Source organism: Mesorhizobium sp. M1A.F.Ca.IN.022.07.1.1, assembly GCF_003997575.1.
Classification (GTDB): domain Bacteria; phylum Pseudomonadota; class Alphaproteobacteria; order Rhizobiales; family Rhizobiaceae; genus Mesorhizobium.
In genome coordinates this window covers 1-15099 of sequence record NZ_RZST01000124.1, presented here as the reverse complement: position 1 = coordinate 15099, position 15099 = coordinate 1, and the positions used below count along the sequence as shown (strand labels likewise).

At 64.3% G+C, this 15099-nt stretch carries 14 protein-coding genes; 9 read left to right on the top strand and 5 right to left on the bottom strand.

The features are described from left to right. Both EOA75_RS15930 and EOA75_RS15925 read right to left on the bottom strand, forming a co-directional pair. The coding region (locus EOA75_RS15930) for an NTP transferase domain-containing protein (RefSeq protein WP_127324631.1) at window positions 1-895 on the bottom strand (895 nt) is incomplete at its 3' end. Between the two features lie 147 nt (window positions 896-1042). Then, a complete protein-coding gene (locus EOA75_RS15925) occupies window positions 1043-1789 on the bottom strand; it encodes a cytochrome c biogenesis CcdA family protein (protein WP_067000319.1) in 747 nt (248 codons plus the stop codon). 406 nt (window positions 1790-2195) lie between these two features. Between EOA75_RS15925 and topA the strand changes: the two genes are divergently transcribed. The 7 genes from topA (at window position 2196) to rpmG (ending at window position 10519) form a co-directional block, all read left to right on the top strand. After that, complete coding sequence (gene topA, locus EOA75_RS15920; protein ID WP_067328149.1) at window positions 2196-4763, top strand: type I DNA topoisomerase; 2568 nt, start codon at window positions 2196-2198, stop codon at window positions 4761-4763. 6 nt (window positions 4764-4769) lie between these two features. Next, window positions 4770-7079: a ribonuclease R gene (rnr, locus tag EOA75_RS15915; RefSeq protein ID WP_095802208.1), complete on the top strand. Its 2310-nt coding sequence runs from the start codon at window positions 4770-4772 to the stop codon at window positions 7077-7079. After that, the gene (locus EOA75_RS15910) at window positions 7079-7519 is read left to right on the top strand and encodes a DUF983 domain-containing protein (protein WP_127324630.1); all 441 of its coding nucleotides are present in this window, start codon (window positions 7079-7081) and stop codon (window positions 7517-7519) included. The genes rnr and EOA75_RS15910 overlap by 1 nt, the downstream gene beginning before the upstream one ends. A 184-nt stretch (window positions 7520-7703) precedes the next feature. Then, a complete protein-coding gene (locus EOA75_RS15905; protein ID WP_127324629.1) occupies window positions 7704-8444 on the top strand; it encodes an NUDIX hydrolase in 741 nt (246 codons plus the stop codon). 19 nt (window positions 8445-8463) lie between these two features. Further along, complete coding sequence (locus EOA75_RS15900) at window positions 8464-9639, top strand: MFS transporter (protein WP_067328142.1); 1176 nt, start codon at window positions 8464-8466, stop codon at window positions 9637-9639. 98 nt (window positions 9640-9737) lie between these two features. Next, window positions 9738-10196, top strand: a complete 459-nt coding sequence (locus EOA75_RS15895) for a hypothetical protein (RefSeq protein WP_067328140.1) — start codon at window positions 9738-9740, stop codon at window positions 10194-10196. A gap of 155 nt (window positions 10197-10351) precedes the next feature. Next, window positions 10352-10519 carry a 50S ribosomal protein L33 gene (gene rpmG / locus EOA75_RS15890; RefSeq protein WP_040995604.1) on the top strand — a complete coding sequence of 56 codons (168 nt, stop codon included), beginning with the start codon at window positions 10352-10354 and terminating at the stop codon, window positions 10517-10519. A gap of 508 nt (window positions 10520-11027) precedes the next feature. Here the strand turns inward: rpmG and EOA75_RS15880 are convergent. Together EOA75_RS15880 and EOA75_RS15875 are read right to left on the bottom strand one after the other, a co-directional pair. Further along, window positions 11028-12401: a PleD family two-component system response regulator gene (locus EOA75_RS15880; protein ID WP_127324628.1), complete on the bottom strand. Its 1374-nt coding sequence runs from the start codon at window positions 12399-12401 to the stop codon at window positions 11028-11030. A 15-nt stretch (window positions 12402-12416) separates the two neighbouring features. Continuing rightward, entirely contained in the window at window positions 12417-12788 is a 372-nt protein-coding gene (locus EOA75_RS15875) for a response regulator (protein ID WP_027166515.1), read from the bottom strand. A gap of 238 nt (window positions 12789-13026) precedes the next feature. Between EOA75_RS15875 and EOA75_RS15870 the strand changes: the two genes are divergently transcribed. Further along, on the top strand, window positions 13027-13326 hold the full coding sequence (locus EOA75_RS15870) for a DUF3572 domain-containing protein (RefSeq protein ID WP_127248455.1): 300 nt from the start codon (window positions 13027-13029) through the stop codon (window positions 13324-13326). After that, the gene (locus EOA75_RS15865) at window positions 13323-13976 is read left to right on the top strand and encodes a hypothetical protein (protein WP_095802203.1); all 654 of its coding nucleotides are present in this window, start codon (window positions 13323-13325) and stop codon (window positions 13974-13976) included. The genes EOA75_RS15870 and EOA75_RS15865 overlap by 4 nt, the downstream gene beginning before the upstream one ends. A gap of 9 nt (window positions 13977-13985) precedes the next feature. Here EOA75_RS15865 and EOA75_RS15860 read toward each other — a convergent pair. Beyond that, window positions 13986-15099: DUF2125 domain-containing protein (locus EOA75_RS15860; RefSeq protein ID WP_127324627.1), on the bottom strand; the 1114-nt coding region annotated here is incomplete at its 5' end.

The following is a 15099-nucleotide window of genomic DNA, read 5'->3' as shown; positions in this document are numbered from 1 at the left end:
TGAAGGCGTGGATTTTCGCCCCTGAAGCGATCTTGACGCCCGGGCCGAACCAGACATGCGGCTCGACAATCGTATCGGCACCGATCTCGGTGTCGTGCGAGAAGTAGACGGTTTCAGGCGCAATCAGCGTCACGCCGGCAAGCATCGCCTCGCGCCGCTGGCGCGCCTGCCAGATAGCTTCCGCCTCGGCGAGCTCGGCCCGGTTGTTGATGCCGAGCGCGCTTTCGAAGCTCGCCTCCGTGGCCACCACATCGAGCCCGTCCGCGCCGGCGAGCTCGACGATGTCGGTGAGATAGAACTCGCCCTTGGCATTGTTGTTACCGACCTTGTCGAGCAGCCGAAGCGCCTGGTTGCCGGCCACCGCCATCATCCCGGCATTGCAGAAGCCGAGCTTTTTTTCCGCCTCGGAGCAGTCCTTCTCCTCCCTGATGGCGACGAGACGCCCGCCCTTCTCGATCAGCCGGCCGTATCCCGTCGGATTGGGCGGGCGGAAGCCGATCACCGCAACGGCAGCACCCTCCGCCAGCTTCTGCCGCGCGGCAGCCAGCGCTGCCGCATCGATCAGCGGCGTGTCGCCGAACATGACGAGGATGTCGTCGTAGCCCTTCGCTATCGCTTCGCGCGCGGCAAGCACCGCATGGGCCGTGCCGAGCCGCTTCTCCTGCACGAAGGTCTCGGCTTTCGGCGCGAATTTCTGCACCGCCTTCCGCATCTCGTCGGCGCCGTGGCCGATCACCAGCGCCAGACCCGTTGCCCCGGCGGCCTCAGCGGCCTTCACCACATGAGCCACCATCGGCAGGCCGGCAATGGCGTGCAGCACCTTGGGCATCGCGCTCTTCATGCGCGTACCTTCGCCGGCGGCGAGGATGACGGACAGGCAGGATCTCTGGCTCATAGGGCAACCGTATGAAAGGATTCAAATCATCGCATGCTAGCAGCGGCGTGATGCTGCACCAATGCGGTTAAATTCCGGTGAGACAGCGGATCACCTGGACTCTTGATCGGCGGGTCCACAATTCGATCCTGTGCACGAAGTGGCAGATCACCCGAGCCGCCCGAGCGCCGGGAAGTTTTCCAGCAGCCAGTAGGATGCGCTCTGCACGCCACCGGTGAGAAAAAACACGCCGGCGACGACGAGCAGCGCGCCGATCGCTTTTTCCACGCGACCGAGATGGACGCGGAATTTTCCCAAGAAGCGCATGAAGGCGCCGGAAAACAGCGCCGCGATCAGGAAGGGGATGCCGAGCCCGAGCGAATAGGCGGCGAGCAGCAGCGCGCCCTCGCCCACCGTCTCGCGGCCGCCGGCTAAAGTCAGGATCGGCCCCAGCACCGGGCCGATGCAGGGCGTCCAGCCGAAGGCAAAGGCCAGCCCCATGACATAGGCGGCGATCATGCTGGCCGGCTTGCCCTGCGACTGGAAGCGCGCCTCGCGCGACAAGAGCGGGATGCGCACGATGCCGAGGAAATTCAGGCCCATGATGATGATCAGCGCGCCGGCCACCATCGCCAGCGGTTCCTGCCAGACGCGCAGCAGCCGGCCGATCGTCGAGGCGCCGGCGCCAAGCGCGACGAAGACGGTCGAGAAGCCGAGCACGAAGGCAACAGAGGCATAGAGCAGCGCGCCACGTGCGCCTTCGCGCGCCGTCGCGCCGGCGTTGCCGCGGAAATCGTCGACCGAAACGCCGGCCATGTAGCAAAGATAAGGCGGCACCAGCGGCAGCACGCACGGCGACAGGAACGAGATCGCCCCTGCTCCGACCGCGCTGACATAGCCGATGTCCAATGCCATTTCACGATGCCCCGGTTGTGCTGGCGCCAATATAGCGATGCCGGAGCCCTCGTGCCAATCACCATTGTGTGGCGCGTGGTCGCTAGCCGAGGAAGAAGCGGCGGCCGCTGCGCGTTCAATGGATGGCGCGCCAGTGCCGCGTGCCGTCCGCGTACCGCCGGGCCGATGCTGGTTCTGTCGGCGACTCCCCTCGGTAAAAGACCGAACCAAGACACGATCCGTCGGTGCGCCAAAAAATGTGCTCTCCGCCATACACTCTAAGAGTGTATCGCTGTCGGCCAGTTCGCAAATTGGGCCTGTCCCCTTGACCGATTGCAAAAGCACGGCCATGTGAGCGACGAAAAGAGTGGGATTTCGTCGTGCGCCGCGGAGCTCTTCCGCCGCCTCACAGCTGATAAGAGACCTCATGGACGTCGTCGTCGTCGAATCGCCGGCCAAGGCGAAGACAATCAACAAATATCTGGGCAAGAACTATAAGGTCCTGGCCTCGTTCGGCCATGTCCGCGATCTGCCGGCCAAGGACGGCTCGGTGCGCCCGGACGAGGACTTCGCCATGTCCTGGTCGGTAGACACCGCCTCCGGCAAGCGCCTCGCCGACATCGCCAAGGCGGTCAAGGACGCCGACGGGCTGATCCTCGCCACCGACCCGGATCGCGAGGGCGAGGCGATTTCCTGGCATGTGCTGGAAGTGCTGAGGCAGAAGCGCGCGCTGAAGGACAAGCCGGTCAGCCGCGTCGTCTTCAACGCCATAACAAAGACCTCGGTAATGGAGGCCATGGCCAATCCGCGCCAGATCGATGCGCCGCTGGTGGACGCCTATCTCGCGCGCCGCGCGCTCGACTATCTCGTCGGCTTCACCCTCTCGCCGGTGCTGTGGCGCAAGCTGCCGGGCGCCCGTTCCGCCGGGCGCGTGCAGTCGGTGGCGCTGCGGCTGGTCTGCGACCGCGAATCCGAGATCGAGCGCTTCGTCCGCGAGGAATACTGGCAGATCGCCGCCATCCTCAACACGCCGCGCAACGACAGTTTCGAGGCGCGGCTGACCGCCTATGCCGGCAAGAAGCTGCAGAAGCTCGACATCGCCAACAAGGCCCAGGCCGACGACATCAAGGCGATGCTCGAAGGTGCGACCTTCAAGGCGCTGTCGGTCGAAGCCAAGCCCACCAAGCGCAATCCGGGCCCGCCCTTCACCACCTCGACGCTGCAGCAGGCCGCCTCCTCGCGGCTCGGCTTCTCGGCCAACCGCACCATGCAGGTGGCGCAGAAGCTTTACGAAGGCATGGATGTCGGCGGGGAGACCGCCGGCCTCATCACCTATATGCGAACCGACGGCGTGCAGATGGCGCCGGAGGCGATCACCGCGGCGCGCGATGCCATCGCCAGCGAGTTCGGCGCGAAATACCTGCCCGAAAACCCACGCTATTATTCGGTCAAGGCCAAGAACGCCCAGGAAGCGCATGAGGCGATCCGCCCTACCGATTTCAAGCGCACGCCGGCATCGGTCAGGCAATATCTCGATGCCGATCAGGCGCGCCTCTATGAGCTGATCTGGAAGCGCGCGATCGCCAGCCAGATGCAGCCGGCCGAGATCGAGCGCACCACGGTCGAGATCGAGGCGGTCAACGGCGCCCGCACCGCCGAGCTTCGCGCGGTCGGCTCGGTCATCCGCTTCGACGGCTTCATCGCCGCCTACACCGACCAGAAGGACGAGGACGCGGAGGACGAGGAAAGCCGCCGCCTGCCCGAGATCCGCGCCGGCGAGCAGCTTGCCCGCGAGGCGATCAACGCCACCCAGCACACGACCGAGCCGCCGCCGCGCTATTCCGAGGCGTCGCTGATCAAGAAGCTGGAAGAGCTCGGCATTGGCCGGCCGTCGACCTACACGGCGATCCTGAAGACGCTCGAGGACCGCGACTACGTCGCCATCGACCGGCGCAAGCTGGTGCCGCAGGCCAAGGGCCGGCTGCTGTCGGCCTTCCTCGAAAGCTTCTTCGAGCGCTATGTCGAATATGACTTCACAGCCTCGCTCGAGGAAAAGCTCGACGAGATCTCCGACGGCAAGCTCGCCTGGAAGGACGTGCTGCGCGACTTCTGGAAGGATTTTTCGGGCGCCGTCGACGACATCAAGGAACTGCGCGTCTCAGACGTGCTCGATGCGCTCAACGACGAGCTGGCGCCGCTGGTGTTCCCCGCGCGGGAGGACGGCTCAAACCCGCGCGTCTGCCCGAAATGCGGCACCGGCAACCTGTCGCTGAAGCTCGGTAAGTTCGGCGCCTTTGTCGGCTGCTCGAATTATCCGGAATGCTCCTATACCCGCCAGCTTGGCGACGCCGCCAATCCCAACGGCGAGAACGGCAACGGCGACGACGGCGTCAAGCTACTCGGCAAGGATCCATACACCGCCGAGGAGATCACGCTCCGGAGCGGCCGCTTCGGCCCCTACATCCAGCGCGGCGAAGGCAAGGACGCTAAGCGCTCGAGCCTGCCCAAGGGCTGGACCGCCGAGTCGATCGACCATGAGAAGGCGCTGGCGCTGCTGGCATTGCCGCGCGATGTCGGTAAGCATCCGGAAACCGGCAAGATGATCTCGGCCGGTCTTGGGCGGTACGGACCCTTCGTGCTGCACGACGGCACCTACGCCAATCTCGAAAGCATCGAGGACGTGTTCTCGATCGGCCTGAACCGCGCCGTTTCGGTGATCGCCGAGAAGCAGCAGAAGGGCAAGGGCGGCCGCAACGGGAGCACGCCGGCTGCGTTGAAGGAACTGGGCGAGCATCCCGACGGCGGCGGCAAGATCGTCGTGCGCGACGGCCGCTACGGACCCTACGTCAATTACGGCAAGGTCAATGCCACGCTGCCCAAGGGCAAGGATCCGCAATCGGTGACGATGGACGAGGCAATCGCCCTGATTGCTGAGAAGGAAGCCAAGGGCGGAGGCGGCAAGAAGCCGTTCCGCCGGGCGGCAAAGAAAGGATAGCACGACGTGGCGCGCAGGATCTCCGGAAGAAGTCACGGCGATCCGCGCAGCGCCGACACCAGGGCGAAGGTGGTCAAGGATGACTACCGGCCCTCGCGCGACGAAATCCTGCGCTACATCGCTGAGAACCCCGACCGCTCCGGAAAACGCGACATCGCCAAGGCGTTCGCGCTGCGCGGCGAGGACCGCATCTGGCTCAAGGATCTGCTGCGCGACCTGCAGGATGAGGGCCTGCTGACCAGGAACCGCAAGCGGCTCACCCGCGCCGGCTCCCTGCCCCATGTCGCCGTGCTCGACATTTTCGGCCGCGATAACGATGGTGTGCTTCTGGCGCATCCGAGCGAATACACCGGCCCGGGCTCGCCGCCCGTGATCGCCATCCGCATTTCGCGCGGCGCCAGCGGCCCGGTTCCGGGCATCGGCGCCCGCGTCCTCGCCAAGACCTTCCCGACCGACGATCCCTCAGGCCCCGCCTATACCGGGCGGGTCATGAAGATTTTCGAGAAGCGCAGCGAAGCCGTGCTCGGCGTCTTCCGCGTGCTGAAGGACGGCACCTTTCGCATCGAGCCGGTGGAACGCCGCCAGCCCGAGCTGATCGTCGACAAGGAATTCCAGAACGGCGCCAAAAATGGCGATCTGGTCGAGGTCGAGCCGGCGCGCGCTTCGCGCTACGGCCTGCCGCGGGCCAAGGTGCTGGCGGTGCTGGGCTCGCTGACTAGCGAGAAGGCGGTCTCGATGATCGCCATCCACGCCCACGACATACCCCACGTCTTTCCGGCCCATGTGATCGCCGAAGCCGACGCCGTGAAGCCGGTTTCGCTTGCCGGGCGCGAGGACTGGCGCGATCTGCCGCTGGTTACCATCGATCCGGCCGACGCCAAGGACCATGACGACGCGGTGTTCGCCACGCCCGATACGGATAAGAAGAATCCCGGCGGCGTCATCGTCACCGTGGCAATCGCCGATGTCGCGGCCTATGTCCGCTACGGCACGCCGCTCGACCGCGAGGCGCTGAAGCGTGGCAATTCGGTCTATTTCCCGGACCGCGTCGTGCCGATGCTGCCCGAGCGCATCTCCAACGACCTCTGCTCGCTGCGCGAAGCGGAGGACCGCCCGGCGATCGCCGTGCGCATGACCTTTTCGGCGGAAGGCCGCAAGCTCAGGCACTCGTTCCACCGCATCATGATGAAATCGGCGGCCAAGCTCGCCTACCCGCAGGCGCAGGCGGGGATCGATGGCGTGCCCGACGACAAGACGGGGCCGATCCTCGAAGGCGTTCTGAAGCCCCTCTGGGATGCCTATGCCGTGCTCAAGCGCGGCCGCGACAGCCGCCAGCCGCTCGAACTGGAGCTGCCGGAACGCAAGATCCTGCTCAAGCCCGACGGCACCGTCGACCGGGTCGTCGTGCCGGAGCGCCTCGACGCCCACAAGCTGATCGAGGAGTTCATGATCCAGGCCAATGTCGCGGCCGCGGAGACGCTTGAAGGCAAGAAAGAGCCGCTCGTCTACCGCATCCACGACGCGCCGTCGCTGGCGAAACAGGAATCGCTGCGCGAGTTCCTGCACACGCTTGGCCTGTCGCTGGCGCGCGGCGCGCAGATGCGGCCCGGGCAGTTCAACGGCATTCTGGAGCGGGTGCGCGGCGCCGACAACGAGGCGCTGGTCAATGAAGTGGTGCTGCGCTCACAGAGCCAGGCCGAATACTCGCCGAAGAACATCGGCCATTTCGGTCTCAACCTGAGACGCTACGCGCATTTCACCTCGCCGATCCGGCGCTATGCGGATCTCATCGTGCATCGCGGACTGATTGCCGCGCTCGGCCTCGGTCCCGGCGGCCTGACGCAGCAGGAAGCGGATCGCCTGGAAGAGGTCGGCGCGCTGATCTCGGCCACCGAACGCCGCGCCATGGCGGCCGAACGCGACACGGTCGACCGGCTGATCGCGGCCTATCTCGCCGAGCGCATCAACGACACCTTCGACGCTCGCATCTCCGGCGTCGCCAAGGCGGGACTCTTTGTCCAATTGCCGCAGTATGGCGCCGATGGTTTCATCCCGGTGTCAAGTTTGGACGGCGATTACTATATCTACGATGAAACCGCTCGATCGCTGTTCGGAGAGCGCACCGGCAAGGGCTACCAGCTAGCCGACCGCGTCGAGGTGCGGCTGCTCGAGGTTGCGCCGATGGCGGGCGCGATGCGTTTCGAAATGCTGAGCGACCCGAAGCCGCTGCCAGGCTCGCGACGGTCGTTCCACAAGACCAAGGGCCGCGCCCGCGCGTCGCAGTCGCGCATGGGTCCCCGCGGCAGGAGAAGATGATGTCGAAGGGCATGGAAGAACAGGTTATCGGCGGCGAGCACCATTCGGGCCGCGTCGCGCGTCCGCTGTGGACGGCAATCAAGCGCGGCATGCTTGGCCGGTGCCCGCATTGCGGCGAAGGCAAGGTGTTCGGCGCCTTCACAAAGCCCGTCGACAAATGCGGCGTCTGCGGCGAAGAGCTTCATCACCATCGCGCCGACGACCTTCCCGCCTATCTGGTGATCGTCATCGTCGGCCACATTGTGGTTGGCGCCTTCATGACTGTGGAGGCCGCCACCACGCTTTCGACCTGGCAGCACGCGCTGATCTGGGTGCCGCTGACCATTATTGTGGCTATCGCGCTGTTGCAGCCGGTCAAAGGCGCCGTCATCGGCCTGCAATGGGCGCTCTATATGCACGGCTTCGGCGGCGAGAAGGACGAGTTCGAGCCGCATCCCTAAGCCTGCAGCGGTTCTGCCCTTGAGACAAACAACGACCATCTCCGAGCAGTGGAATTCCAGATCGAGAACCGCTGCGCGTTTTTCCTGGAATTGCTCCGGCAGCGACGTTTGGTCCGGGGCTGGTGCAAAGGCCCGAACACGTAAGCCACTTTCGCGTTCGAGAAGTTTCCGCTAGGTCGAGCGCATGGAAGGAATGACCAAGGCGGATGTCGACAAGCTCGATAAAGGCTTGGCCGTGCACGGCGGTCGGCCGCTTCGCCCGCGCGATGCCGCAACCTTGATCCTGCTCGACAGGAGAGCCAGCGACGTTCTGGTGCTGATGGGCCGGCGCCATGCCGGCCACGCCTTCATGCCGGGAAAAATCGTCTTCCCCGGCGGCCGCACCGATCCCGCCGACAGCCGCGTTCCGGTGGCTGCCCCGCTGCATCGTGAGGAAGAGGCAAGGCTTGTGAGCGGCCCCGGCCGCGCGAGCGCCGCACGGGTGCGCGCCATCGCCATGTCGGCAATTCGTGAGACTTACGAGGAAGCCGGCCTGCTGATCGGCCGTAAAGGCCCGTTCGCGACCGCCAAGCGCGATTGGCAGGGTTTCGTCGAACACAGCGTCGCACCGTCGCTGGACGCCCTGCGCTTTATTGCGCGCGCCATCACGCCGCCCAACCGCGTGCGCCGCTTCGATACCCGCTTCTTCAGCGCCTGGCGTGAGGATGTCGCCGTCGAATTGCCCGACGGTGGTCCAACCAACGAGTTGGAGGAGCTCGTCTGGCTGCCGCTTGGCGACGCCCGCAAGGCCGACACACCCGACATCACCCGCATGATCCTGGAAGAACTGGAAAGGCGCCTCGCCCGCGATCCGTTGCTGCGTCCGGGCGGCGCAGTGCCGTTCTTCCGCCTCATCCGAAACCGCTTCGTTCGCGAAGTCCTTTAGAAGCAGAGCATCCCCATCGATGACGGTCGATACCCAGCAACAGGGCGACGAACGCGTACACTGGCTGCCGATGACTGCGGCGATCTCCTCGATCAGCGTGGTCGGCATTGCCATCGGCCTCGGCATGCCGCTGCTCAGCGTCATCCTCGAATCGCGCGGCCACTCGGCCTCGATGATCGGCCTCAACACGGCGGTCGCCGGGCTCGCCTCGATCGCCGGCGCGCCGCTCGCCACGCCGCTGGCCATGCGCCTCGGCGTCGCCCAGACCATGCTTTTGATGATCGCCGTTGGCGCGCTCGCTTTTGTCGGCTTTCATTTCGCGCCGGCCTTCTGGATGTGGTTTCCGCTCCGCGTCGCGCTGCACATCTCGCTGACAGTGCTCTTCATTCTGTCGGAATTCTGGATCAGCACCTCGGCGCCCCCGCATCGTCGCGGCCTTGTGCTTGGCATCTACGCTACGGTGCTCTCTCTGGGCTTCGCCGCCGGGCCGTGGCTGTTCGCCCATGTCGGCTCCGGTGGGTTCCTGCCGTTCGGCGTCACCATTGCGTTGGTAACGCTTGCTGCCATTCCGGTGCTGGCGGCTCGTAACGAGAGCCCGGCGATCGTCGCCGACGGCGAAACCAGCCATTTCCTGCGCTATATCTGGATGGTGCCCACAGCAACCTTCGCCGTGCTGGTGTTCGGCGCCGTCGAGACCGGCGGCTTTTCACTGTTCCCGGTCTATGGCAGCCGCATCGGCTACTCCGAGGCCGACGCTGCGCTGTTGCTGACGATGATCGGCCTCGGCAACGTTCTGCTGCAGATACCGATCGGGATGATCAGCGACCGAGTCTCGGACCGCCGCTACCTGCTTCTGGCCTGCGCCACGGTCGGCCTCATCGGAACCGTGTTCATGCCTTTCTTCGCCAAGGACTGGCACCTGATGGCGGCGCTTCTGTTCGTCTGGGGCGGTGTGGTCGCGGCCATGTACACGATCGGCCTTGCGCATCTGGGTTCTCAGCTTTCCGGCCATGAGCTCGCCTCTGCCAACGCCGCCTTCGTGCTCTGCTATGGGGTCGGCATGGTGATCGGCCCGCAGGCGATCGGCATCGGCATGGACGCCTTCGGCCCTTCGGGCTTCGGCTGGTCGCTGGCGCTGTTCTTTGCCGCGTACATGCTCCTGGTTCTCGTCAGGTTGGTGCGAAAGATCCTCTAGTGAAAATGTCGCCCGGCACCGGGGCATGCTGACATCACCGTGTCAGCAGGCCCCCTGCTATACCCTCGCTCCGATCCAGGAAGAACGAGGATATAGCGATGATCGACAGCGGCTTTGAAACCAAGTCCCTCAGGATGGAACTGCTTCTGCTCGTCACCTTCCAGGCGCCGGCGGCCGATGTCGAGCGCATCATGGAGGCGGTGGTGGCGATCACGCCGCTGCGCATGGGCAAGTATGACGGCAATGCCTACCAGTCGGCGCAAGGAATAGAGCGCTACCGGACGCTCGAAGGCGCTGCCGCGGGCGCCGAGATCGAGTTGCGCAGGCGGCCGGGCACGGTCGAGGTGTCGTTCGAACTGCCCGACGATCAGGCGCTCGCCGCCCGTGTCGCCGAAGCGATATTCCAGGCCCATTCCTACCAGGAGCCTGTGATCCGCATTCAGCCGCTGCTGACCAGCCGTTCCAAGGGACTCGACGACCATACCAATCCGAACCGCTGGTGGAACACGACCGGCGACTGGAAGAAGGCCGATCTGCAGGTCAGGGAGAACGCCTGACGCGGCGAGTTCCGCCGCGTCAAAACGGGGCAAGAAGGCGCTTGGGCTTGACTTTCCGGGCGCGTTCTTTATGTGTCGCGCCAAGTTTCCCGCGTCCGGGTGTTTTCCCCGTGCTCCAGCGGCCAAAACTCCACGAACATTAACGGACGAACATCATGGCCAAAGCCGCAAACATCAAGATCAAGCTTCTGTCGACCGCCGACACCGGTTTCTTCTACGTGACCAGCAAGAACAGCCGCACCAAGACGGACAAGCTGTCGTTCCGTAAATACGACCCGATCGCCAAGAAGCACGTCGAGTTCAAGGAAACCAAGATCAAGTGATCCGGTTTATCCTGAAATGCCGAACGCCGCCCCTTGGGGCGGCGTTTTTGTTTTCAGCGGGCGGACGCTCGAGCAAGAAAGCCCGCGGCTGCCTGACGCTGAATCATGCATGAGAAAAAGGGGGCCGGTCGGCGGTTGGCAGCGGTACGAGGAGGCCACTATGTGCCAGCGCCGGCCGGCCGACCCCACGGACCCAGGAGATGCGGCGGACCTGAGCATCATGGGGTATTTTTTTGGATCGAGCCGGGCAGTCTACCCTCGTGCCGGCTTCGTCTTCGTTCTATGCCAAGCAGATTTGCTCAAGAACTTATGAAAATCAACCATTTCTTAACCACGGCTCCCGAATCGCTTGGATTAAGGTAAATTCCTAACCCTATCGGGTTGACGCGGAATTGGGGCTTCCGTGGGTAACCGCAGCGCGGCGCAACGATTTCAGGCAACGCGCTTAAGTCTTCTAGTCTTGTCCATCGATGCGCCAAAACTGCTGCGCACTGTTGGGTGACATGGATTAGGCGGCCTTGGCGACAACCCGGTTGCGTCCGCCGCTCTTGGCCTCGTAGAGCGCAAGGTCGGCTCGCTTCATCAACGCCGCGACCGTATCGGCTCCCCTCAGCACCGATGACACGCCGACGCTGACCGTCACCTCGATCGTCTTGCCATCCCCGCCGATTGCGAAGGGCGCCTGCGCGATCTCGGCGCGGATACGCTCGGCCACCTTCTCGGCGATGGGCCCGTCGGTATCCGGCATGACCACGACGAACTCCTCGCCGCCGAAGCGGCAGGCGAGATCGATGCCGCGCACGTTCTTGCGCAGCCGCCTGGCGAATTCACGCAGAACGTCGTCGCCGCCGTCATGGCCATGGGCGTCATTGATGGATTTGAAACGGTCGAGGTCGGTGATCATCACCGAGAGCGGCCGCCGCCGCGCCACGGCGCGGTCGAACAGCGTCTCAAGATGGCTATCCAGGTAGCGGCGGTTGTGCAGGCCGGTCAGCGCGTCGGTCACCGCCATCTCGATGGTCTGGGTGACGCTGGCGCGCAGCTGATCGTTATAGCGCTTGCGCCGCACCTGCGTGCGCAGCCGGGCCGTCAGCTCGTGCTGATCGATCGGCCGCGTCAGATAGTCGTTGATGCCGAGTTCGAGGCCGCGGATAATGCGGCCCTCCTCGCCCTCATCGGCCAAGAGCATGATCGGCAGGAAGCGGGTGCGGTCGAGCGAGCGCAGTTGCGAGCAAAGCCGGAGCGCATCGAAATCGGCGAAGGTTGTCGAGATCAGCACGCATTCATAGGCGGTCTCGGCGGCCTGGAAGAATCCGGCATTCGGATCGGTGGCGACGTCGAGATCGGCGCTGCCGCGAAGCATCTTCTGGATACGCTCGATAGACGACTTGCGCTCGTCCACCAGAAGCACCTTGGGCTTGGTGTCTTCCGTCGCGAAATTGCGGCTGAGCAGCTCTTCGATGCCGATGTTGCGCGTGGTCGAGGCGCGCAGCCGCAATTCGTCGGTCAGCGACTTCAGCCTGACCAGGCTCTTCACCCGCGTCATCAGTTGCAGATCATTGACCGGCTTGGTGAGGAAATCGTCGGCGCCCGCCTCAAGGCCGCGCACCCGGTCCGATACCTGGTCGAGCGCGGTGATCATGACCACCGGAATATGCGAGGTCGCCGGGTCGCTCTTCAGCCGCTTGCAGACCTCGAAGCCGTCCATGCCCGGCATCATCACGTCGAGCAGCACGACATCGACCTTGCCGTTTTCGCAGGTCTCGATCGCATCCGGGCCGTTGCCGGCCGTCAGCACCTCGAAATATTCGGCCAGCAGCCGAACCTCCAGCAGCCGCACATTGGCGGGGATGTCATCGACGACGAGGATCCGCGCGGTCATCTCAAAGACTCCGGCTCAGGCATCGCCCAGATAGGATTTGATTGTTTCGATGAAGCGCGGCACCGAGATCGGTTTGGAAATATAGGCCTCACAGCCGCCCTGACGGATGCGCTCTTCGTCGCCCTTCATCGCGAAGGCGGTGACGGCGATGACCGGGATCGAGTGCAGTTCGTCGTCTTCCTTCAGCCACTTGGTCACTTCCAGGCCAGAAACCTCGGGCAGTTGGATGTCCATCAGGATCAGGTCCGGCCGGTGCTGGCGCGCGAGATCCAGCGCCTCCAGGCCGTTGCGCGTGCGGACCGTTTCGTAACCGCTGGCTTCGATGAGGTCCCGAAAGAGCTTCATGTTGAGCTCATTGTCCTCGACGATCATGACCTTCTTAGCCATCAATTTCCCGTCCCGACGGTCCCCTGAGCCGAAGACCGCCGTCATGCGTCCTTGCCGGATCGCACCCAACCCGCCTGTACCCTACGTCAATATGATTGACGAAACGCAAACCTGCCGTTGGAAAAGCACACCCATTCCACTTGCGGCTGCAGGGCTGAAGCGGCTGAGACTTGCCGCAAGCGACGCTTGCCATTACTGCGGAAGAAAGACTCAACATGCACATCGGCAAAAGGTAATGATGACGAACGCAGCGTCAATGCGCGAGGAGGCGGAAACCCTTGCCGTCAGGGCGCTTGGCTTCGTCGCCGGCGATCCGAAGCTGTTGCCTCGCTTCCTGGCGATAACCGGCATCGAGGCGCGGTCGATCCGCCACGCTGCCGCGGAGCCGGGCTTCCTTGCCGGCGTGCTGCAGTTCATCCTCGCCCACGAGCCGACGCTTTTGCGCTTTGCCGAGGAAACGGGCACGCCACCGGCTGCCGTCGGCAAGGCCTTGCGGGCGCTGCCGCTCGGCAATGACGATCATGAGCGCTCGACATGAGCGACGATCCCGAGACCGCGCGCCAGATCGAGGAGTTGGCGGCCGACGACCGGCCGCTGCTGGTGCTCGATGTCGATGATGTCGTGCTCGAATTCATCCGGCCCTTCCCGCGCTACCTGAAGTCGCGCGGCTTCGGGCTGACTCTCGCCTCCTTCCGGCTCACCGGCAACATCGCCGAGATGGCGTCCGGCCGGCTGATCGAGCAGGCGGAAGTGACGGCGCTTCTCGACGATTTCTTCGATGCCCAGGCCGATTGGCAAAGCATCACCGACGGCGCCGCGGAGGCGCTGGCGTCGCTCGGACAGCGCGCCGAGATCGTGCTCCTGACCGCGATGCCGCACAAGCACCGCGCCGTGCGCCGGGCGCATCTCGACGTGCTGGGCCTGAACTACCCGCTGCTGACCACGGAAATGGCAAAGGGCCCAGCCATCGCCAAGCTGCGCGGCGCCAAGGGCCGGCCCGTCGCCTTCGTCGACGACCAGCCCTCCAACCTGCTGTCGGCGCGCAGCTCTGTCGTCGACGCGCACCTCTTCCACCTGATGGCCGACAATTCGCTGCGCGCTTTCCTGCCGCCGACGCCGGACGACATCATCTCGGTCGATAACTGGCGCGAGGCGGCGCCGAGGATTGCGGGCGCGCTCGGGCTATAATTCAGGCGCTCAGGGCTGCAGCTTCGCTCCAGCCCCGCCATTGTCGCCGCCGTCCGAATCGGCCCCGCCGGTTGAATTGTCCGTTCCGTTCGCGCCGTCATCGCCGCTCGAATTGTCGTCCTGCCCCGCGCTGTCGTCCTGGACTTTATCCGGGCCCTTCAGCATGGCGCCGTTGACGACGATGGACCCATCGGCCTTGGTGTTGATCACCCACTCCAGGCGACCGTCAGGCAGTGTCTTGCCAAAACCCTTGACGGCAAGCGCGAACGGGAAGGCCTGCACCATTTGCTCATCGCTCTTTGCCGCTTCCTTCAGGGCATCGACGATCCTGTCGTAGCCGGCGACGTCGATGGTCACGCTCCCATCGGCTTTCTTGCTATCCGGGAAATACACCTCGCCTTCCATGGCGACTTCGATACCGCCATTCTTCACTGTCGAGTGCCCGAACACGATCTTGGGCTTCTTGGCCTTGAAATCCTCGACCAAAGCCTTGCCGAATGCATCCGGCAGCGACGGATTCTTATTGAGATCAAAGGCTTCGATCGTCTTCCTTGCCATGGTATCGAGATCAATATTGGCGCCACCGAAGTTGAGGTCGATATCCGTCGGCAGCAACGCGACGCTCCAGGCGGGCAGCGCTTGCTGCGGGATCGTCAGGCCGGAGGCCTTGATCGAGTAATCGACTCTGCCGTTCGGTGAGATTCCGTCCATCGCGAACGCGGTGCTGAACTGCTTCGCCGCGAATTTGCCGACAGGGCTCTCCACCTCGAAATCCTTAAAGCTGTAGTTGCCGTCGATCCTTTCCCAGACGGGCAGCGCGGCCAACAGGAGCGATTTGAGCTCCGCCTGGTTAGCCTTGAGCTTGGCTTCGTCCTCGTTGGCGACGGCAAAGGCAAGAAGGTCGAGCAACGGCTTCGTCCGTACGCCCTTGCCATTCGCATCAACGGAAAGTTCGGGCGTTTTCAGGGTGACCGGAAAATTCATTCCGCTGTTGGGATCGTCCATCTTGATAGTCTCGACGAAGCTCGAGACCTTTTGCGTTGCCTTGAAGTCGACGCCGCCATTGGCCGACTTGGTGGCGGCAATCGTCGCGGTGCCGGCACCGGCGGTGACGTCCGCCTGC